Origin of the sequence: Polaromonas sp. CG_9.11 (assembly GCF_015752225.1) — a bacterium.
GTDB lineage: Bacteria > Pseudomonadota > Gammaproteobacteria > Burkholderiales > Burkholderiaceae_C > Polaromonas.
Genome location: NZ_JADOVE010000051.1, coordinates 1 through 6,115, shown reverse-complemented (window position 1 = coordinate 6,115; position 6,115 = coordinate 1). Strand labels below are relative to the sequence as shown.

The following is a 6,115-nucleotide window of genomic DNA, read 5'->3' as shown; positions in this document are numbered from 1 at the left end:
CAAGAGCGGCGCGATCAGTTCGAATTGTTCACGAGTCAGTTGCATTCCTACATTTTTCCAGCAACGCCTCGGCTTGTCAATTTTGAGTTAACACGCCCTAGCCGGTTCAATGACTTACATCAAGCACACAGACGAGGGACTTATGCAGAGTTTCCTTAGGTGTGACAACTCAATAGCGAGATTGCAACCCCACCTCGATGCCAAGTTCGTAATTTCTCCGAGCGCTGTGATTATGTGTAGCAGTCAGGCTTGTCTTACCACCCCGCACAACTGGAAACCAGCTTTGAAGAAGTCGCGCTACGCATAATCCTTCACTACGCATAAGCTGCGACAGCGGAAGTACCACAATAGAGAAAGCAGCTGTTCAAGCCCTCGCAGTCGGCTTACTTTCGCTTGTCATTGAAAAACAAATACTTAATCAACGCTACGGCGCAGAGTATGAGCACTATAAGGATCAGGAGCCCGAAGAGGCCCATTCCCCACATCATTCCACCACCCATCATTCCGTCCATCATTGATTGCATCGTTGTCTCCATTGTGGTTGCCCAAGCGTCACTGTCTCCGTTCCTTTAATTACGATGTTCACAGCATGTAGCCGATGTCGGAGGTGGCGGTCGGGTAAGCAAACATCGTCGTCTTCAAATCTTCGGCAGTCAAGCCCTTGCGGATCGCAAGAGCGAAGATGTTGATCACCTCGTCGCAATGCGGCCCGATCAGATGCGCGCCCAGAATGCGGTCGGTTTTTTCATCGACCATCACCTTGAACCCGTAGGTCGTCTCAGCGACGCGCTTCGCTGTGAACCAGCTTGATGCCTTCTCGCTTTGCATCCTGAATTTCACCCCGCTGTCGCGTACCTGCTGCTCGCTCATGCCCACGGAGGCGATCGGCGGCGTCGTGAATGCGACGCTCGGCACGCCGAGATAGTTGGGCATCGCATGATTGCCTTCGAGGATGTTGGCTGCGGCGACCTTCGCGTCGTGGCTAGACACCGGTGTCAGCGGCGGACCGCTCGAGGCCGCGTCACCCACTGCGTACACGGCAGAGTTGGACACGCTTTGCAAGAACTCGTTCAGCTTGAGGCGTCCCTTCACGGTCGTCACGCCCGCACTGGCGAGGTCGAGCGGCTCCAGATCGGGCATGCGCCCGGCCGCATGCACCACGAGGTCGGCCTTGAACAGCTCATCCTTGCCGTTCGACGACGCGCGTACGGTCAGACCCTCGCTGCTCCTCTCGATGGCGGTCACGCGCGTCTGGAGCCGCACGTCGATTCCGACTTCGATGAATTTCTCCATCAGCCAGCCGACCAGGTCCGGGTCGAACGGCGCGAGCATACGATCCATCTGCTCAAGCACCGTCACCTGCGCGCCGGCCTGCGCAGCGATGTTGGCGAACTCGGCGGCGATGAATCCACCGCCGAGCAGGACGATCCGCTTCGGCAAGTGATCGAGCTCAAGGAAATCCGTGCTGGTGATGACGTGTTCCTCGCCGGCGATGCCCAGGTGCATCGGAACTGAGCCAACCGCGATCAGAACGAAACGGCCTTCGAGCACCTCACCGCCAACCTCGACCGAATGCGGGCCGCAGAATTTGGCGCGTCCGTGATAGGCGTCGATGCCATTCTTCGCGAAGCTCTTCTCCTTCATCGCCGGCACGGGCTCGGTGAAGCTGCGTTTGAACCTCATGAGATCGCTCCATGCTATTGCCGGCTCTCCACCAGAAAGTCCATGCCCTTGCATGCGGCGGGCATGGTCGATCGCTTCGACTGCGCCGACCAGTACCTTTTTCGGGTCGCAGCCACGCAACGCGCAGGTGCCACCAAAAGGCAGATGGTCGATGACTGCGACGCGCCATCCGGCCGCCCGGCAGCGGGAAGCTGCGCCCGTGGCGCCGGTTCCGGTGCCGATGACGACGAGGTCGTATTGATGGGTCATTTTCTTTTCTCCTATGTTTGGTTGGGCCTGAATTACAGGCCGGGACAGGTTTATTCCCTTCTGCCGAAGACCTGCAGCACTCTGGTCATTGACAGGAGAAACAGCCCAGTCAGTGCCAGGGCTGCAACGCCCCAGTGGTCGCCGACAAAAGCCCCGACGCCCGTGCCGGCGAGCACTGCAGCGAGTAGTAGCAAATGGCAGGGGCACGTCAGCACCGCCAGAACACCCCATGTGTATGCGCGCCAGCTTGGGATGGGCGGCGATACGCCGCTGGTATGAACGCTGACACCGGCCTCACTGGCCAGCTTCGAGACTGTGTAGGCGTCCATCAGTCAACTCCTTGGTTATCCCGCGCAGCAGGAAAGCTGCTTCACGTCCTTGGTGAAAGTTTGAGCGCACAGCTTTAAACCTTCGACCATAGTCAGGTAGGGAAATAAGGTATCGGCCAGCTCTTTTACGGTCATCTGCGCCCGAATAGCCATTACCGCTGTTTGAATCAACTCGCCGGCTTCTGGCGTCACCGCTTGCACGCCAATGAGCCGCCCACTACCCACGTCCACTACCAGTTTGATAAAGCCACGGGTGTCAAAGTTGGCCATAGCACGAGGCACGTTGTCGAGGCTCAGCGTGCGGCTGTCGGTCTCGATGCCTTTGAGCTTCGCCTCAGCCTCGGACAGGCCCACGGTGGCAACTTGCGGGTCGGTGAACACCACCGCTGGCATGGCGGTCAGATTGAGTGCGGCGTCGCCGCCGGTCATGTTGACTGCTGCGCGCGTGCCGGCCGCCGCCGCGACATAGACGAATTGCGGCTGGTCGGTGCAGTCGCCAGCGGCGTAGATATGCGGGCTGTTGGTGCGCATGGCCTTGTCTACGACGATTGCGCCTTGCGCGTTGACCGCGACGCCTGCCGCCTCCAGCGAAAGGTGACTCGTATTGTGCGATCGACCGGTGGCAACGAGCAGCTTGTCGGCGCGCAGCTCACCTTGGCCGATAGTGAGTATGAATTCACCGTTCACATGGGCGACCTGGCTGGCTTGCGTATGTTCCAGCACCTCAATACCCTCTAGGCGGAAAGCGGCTGTGATTGCTTCGCCGATGGCCGGGTCTTCCTGGGAAAAGAGCGTGTTGCGCGCCAGGATAGTTACCTTGCTGCCTAGCCTGGCGAATGCTTGCGCCAGCTCTAAGGCCACTACCGAAGATCCGATGACCGCCAGCCGAGGCGGGATCGAAGCACTCACCAGCGCTTCGGTTGAAGTCCAATACGGTGTCTCCTTTAGGCCAGCGATCGGTGGCACAGCTGGACTGGCTCCGGTAGCGACCAGGCACCGGTCGAACGCTACCGTTTGCTCGATGCCTTCATTCAGGCTAACGATCAGGGTGTGGTCGTCATTGAAACGGGCGTCGCCATGCAGCACGGAAATAGTCGGAGTGCTATGCAGGATTCCCTCATACTTAGCGTGCCGCAGTTCATCGACGCGCGCCTGCTGCTGTGCCAGTAGTTTTGCGCGATCAATCGTTGGCTCGGTTGCTTTGATGCCATCATCGAACGGACTTTCGCGGCGCAGATGGGCAATGTGGGCGGCGCGGATCATGATCTTCGACGGTACGCAGCCGATATTGACGCAAGTGCCGCCGATAGTGCCACGCTCGATAAGCGTGACGCGCGCACCAAGTTCCGTGGCTTTGAGCGCTGCTGCCATCGCGGCCCCGCCGCTGCCGATGACGGCGATATGCAGTGCATTTTCACTGCTACCGGATTTATCTTTGCCGCCCAACCATCCCGGTGCCTTGTCGAGCAAGCCAGCCTGCTTTTCAGTCGGTGGCGCATCGGTGAGTGTGGACCGATAGCCGAGCCCAGCCACGGCGGCCATGAGCGCATCTAATTGCGTGCCCCGTTCAAAGGCTAGTTGCGCCGTGCCCTGCGGGTAGGACACAACCGCCGAGCGCACGCCCGGCACTTTTTCCAGCGCTTCTTTCACGTGTGTCGCGCATGAATCGCAGGTCATACCGGTAATGCTCAATTGGGTCATAGGACTTTCATTTTTCCGTTTCGTTTGTGATGCGTTGGCGGCCCATGCCGTCAACCTTGTTTGGCGGGTAGGGCGCAGCCGTCTGGTCCACAGCGGCGATTTGCCGGCGAGACGAAATCCCAGATTGACACGCTGACCATCATGGCCAGGCCGACGTAGAGGAGTTTTTCTGCCATCGTGAAGGAGGCGATTAGCACAATCGTTGGTCCGATCATGCCTAGTACACTGCGATGCCACTGGCGATGCCGAAGCCAGCCCAACGCGTTAGTTAGAAGGGCCAGCCCAGCGAAAAGCGGCAGTAGTACCGTCATGAACAAGCCTTCGTACTGGCTCAGAAAACCCAGCCCAATGGCGCTCCCGAAGCTTGCGAGCGCAGGAAAGCAGGCGCCGCAACCCATAGCAGACACGATACTGCCGAAGCCGCCCGCTTTGTTGCCGATTGAATCAAGTAAGGGCATGGAGTATCTCCAGTTTGAGATTAGTTGGCTCAGCGTTTAACACTTGACGGATAGCCCGCGTTTTCGGTCGCTTGGGTCAGCTTCGGGATATTGGTTTTGCCATCATCGAAAGTGACAACAGCCTCGCGATATTCAAACATCACATTAGTCTTGCTCACGCCCTCAACCTTGGAGAGCGCTTTCTTGACGGTGATCGGACAGGCGGCACAGGTCATGCCGGGCACCAACAGCGTGACGGTTTGCATGGCGGCCCAAATCGGGGTGGAAATGGCAGCCAGCGCGAGGATGGCAAACAGTTTTTTCATGGTGAGATCCGGGCTAATAGAACAAGGGAAGGACATAAGGAAATCCGAGCGCGATCAAAACCAACACGACCACGACCCCAAAGATGAGTTTGTAGGTGTGGCGCACCCGGGGGATGGCGCAGACCTCGCCCGGTTTGCACGCTTCCACCGGGCGGAAGATGCGCCGCCAGGCGAAGAAAAGGGCGACCAATGCCGCGCCGATGAAAATCGGCCGGTACGGCTCCAACACGGTCAGATTACCGATCCAGGCTCCGCTCACGCCAAGGCCGACAAGAACCAACGGCCCCAGGCAACAGGTAGAAGCAAGGATGGCGGCCAGCCCGCCGGTGACAAGGGCGCTGCGCCCATTTTGTAGCTCGGACATGCGCTTTTCTTTCGAATCCTTTTGTGAGTAGCGTAAGCTTACTTCCGTAGTCATGTACGGAGTCAAGCGGTATGGAAAATAATTTTGAAAACCTGACCATCGGCGTCTTTGCGAGAGAGGCTGGGGTCAATGTGGAAACCATTCGGTTCTATCAGCGCAAGGGCTTGTTGCCGGAGCCAGACAAGCCACAAGGCAGCATTCGCCGTTATGGCAAGGCGGATGTGACGCGGGTGCGCTTTGTGAAGTCCGCTCAGCGGCTTGGATTCAGCCTAGACGAGATCGCTGAGTTGCTGCGGCTGGAGGATGGGACCCACTGTGAGGAAGCCAGCAGCCTGGCCGAGCAAAAGCTCAAGGATGTTCGAGAAAAGCAAGCGGACTTGGCACGTATGGCGTCAGCGCTGTCCGATTTGGTGTTTGCCTGCCATGCAACGAAAGGCAACGTCTCCTGTCCGTTGATTGAGTCGCTGCAAGCGGAGAAAGCACTTCACCCCGCAGGCTCGGCGTAATCGATGATGGTTTGAACTTAACTTACTTTAAATGTTGATTTCGAATCATTTTTGGCAATTAATGACTGCCGTAGACAAACCAAACCGAGGGGCAGCTTCCTGCGATGAACAGTCACTCAACGCTCTGATGCACTCAAGACCCTATTCTTCGCTCTCTGTCGCCTGCGCCTGACCAACTTACTTTTCTAACCCATCGGGCGCAAACCCGCATGAATACTCGAAACTAGTGTCGCGTCATGATGTAGTTGTCGGGTAAAGCCTTTTGAGCTTGGTGCGGGCATCCTTGGTCGTGAACTGCCAGTTGACTTTGGCCTGAAGGTTGTCGCGGCGGCTCTGCCAGGCGGCGACCTCGCTTCGCACCATCTCGATGCTGTCGATGCGCCGATCCAGGCACTGGCTCACCATGACGTTGATTTCGATCTCGGCCATGTGCGTATTCCGGCGATCGTGACCGACGATTCCGGTCGATCGTGACCGGTCGCGCAGCGTGAAGTGTTGCGCGCTTAAATTGTAGGGGCAG

General features: G+C 58.0%; 7 protein-coding genes and 1 pseudogene. 1 reads left to right on the top strand and 7 read right to left on the bottom strand.

Going from position 1 to position 6,115, the window contains the following annotated elements:
• Positions 1-582: 582 nt before the first annotated feature.
• From IWX85_RS19845 to merT, 6 genes are read right to left on the bottom strand one after another with little or no spacing between them, the layout of a single operon-like run.
• Positions 583-1,932 (bottom strand): NAD(P)/FAD-dependent oxidoreductase, encoded by a 1,350-nt coding sequence (locus tag IWX85_RS19845; RefSeq protein WP_196870945.1) that lies wholly within the window; start codon positions 1,930-1,932, stop codon positions 583-585.
• A 50-nt stretch (positions 1,933-1,982) separates the two neighbouring features.
• Positions 1,983-2,261 carry a broad-spectrum mercury transporter MerE gene (gene merE / locus IWX85_RS19840; protein ID WP_196870944.1) on the bottom strand — a complete coding sequence of 93 codons (279 nt, stop codon included), beginning with the start codon at positions 2,259-2,261 and terminating at the stop codon, positions 1,983-1,985.
• Positions 2,262-2,276: 15 nt separating this feature from the next.
• Entirely contained in the window at positions 2,277-3,962 is a 1,686-nt protein-coding gene (merA, locus tag IWX85_RS19835; protein ID WP_196870943.1) for a mercury(II) reductase, read from the bottom strand.
• Between the two features lie 50 nt (positions 3,963-4,012).
• Positions 4,013-4,420 (bottom strand): organomercurial transporter MerC, encoded by a 408-nt coding sequence (gene merC, locus IWX85_RS19830; RefSeq protein WP_196870942.1) that lies wholly within the window; start codon positions 4,418-4,420, stop codon positions 4,013-4,015.
• Positions 4,421-4,449: 29 nt separating this feature from the next.
• Entirely contained in the window at positions 4,450-4,725 is a 276-nt protein-coding gene (gene merP / locus IWX85_RS19825) for a mercury resistance system periplasmic binding protein MerP (RefSeq protein ID WP_196870941.1), read from the bottom strand.
• Between the two features lie 13 nt (positions 4,726-4,738).
• Positions 4,739-5,089 (bottom strand): mercuric ion transporter MerT, encoded by a 351-nt coding sequence (gene merT / locus IWX85_RS19820; RefSeq protein WP_196870940.1) that lies wholly within the window; start codon positions 5,087-5,089, stop codon positions 4,739-4,741.
• Positions 5,090-5,160: 71 nt separating this feature from the next.
• On the opposite strand from merT, the gene merR reads away from it, so the two are divergent.
• Positions 5,161-5,595, top strand: a complete 435-nt coding sequence (gene merR / locus IWX85_RS19815; protein WP_196870939.1) for an Hg(II)-responsive transcriptional regulator — start codon at positions 5,161-5,163, stop codon at positions 5,593-5,595.
• Between the two features lie 234 nt (positions 5,596-5,829).
• Here merR and IWX85_RS19810 read toward each other — a convergent pair.
• Positions 5,830-6,115, bottom strand: a pseudogene (locus IWX85_RS19810) (hypothetical protein); the annotation flags it as partial.

What these genes read in the sequence shown, in the direction of transcription:
- merA (WP_196870943.1), bottom strand. Translation starts at nt 3,962, where the DNA reads ATGACCCAATTGAGCATTACCGGTATGACCTGCGATTCATGCGCGACA.
- merP (WP_196870941.1), bottom strand. Translation starts at nt 4,725, where the DNA reads ATGAAAAAACTGTTTGCCATCCTCGCGCTGGCTGCCATTTCCACCCCG.
- IWX85_RS19845 (WP_196870945.1), bottom strand. Translation starts at nt 1,932, where the DNA reads ATGACCCATCAATACGACCTCGTCGTCATCGGCACCGGAACCGGCGCC.
- merT (WP_196870940.1), bottom strand. Translation starts at nt 5,089, where the DNA reads ATGTCCGAGCTACAAAATGGGCGCAGCGCCCTTGTCACCGGCGGGCTG.
- merR (WP_196870939.1), top strand. Translation starts at nt 5,161, where the DNA reads ATGGAAAATAATTTTGAAAACCTGACCATCGGCGTCTTTGCGAGAGAG.
- merE (WP_196870944.1), bottom strand. Translation starts at nt 2,261, where the DNA reads ATGGACGCCTACACAGTCTCGAAGCTGGCCAGTGAGGCCGGTGTCAGC.
- merC (WP_196870942.1), bottom strand. Translation starts at nt 4,420, where the DNA reads ATGCCCTTACTTGATTCAATCGGCAACAAAGCGGGCGGCTTCGGCAGT.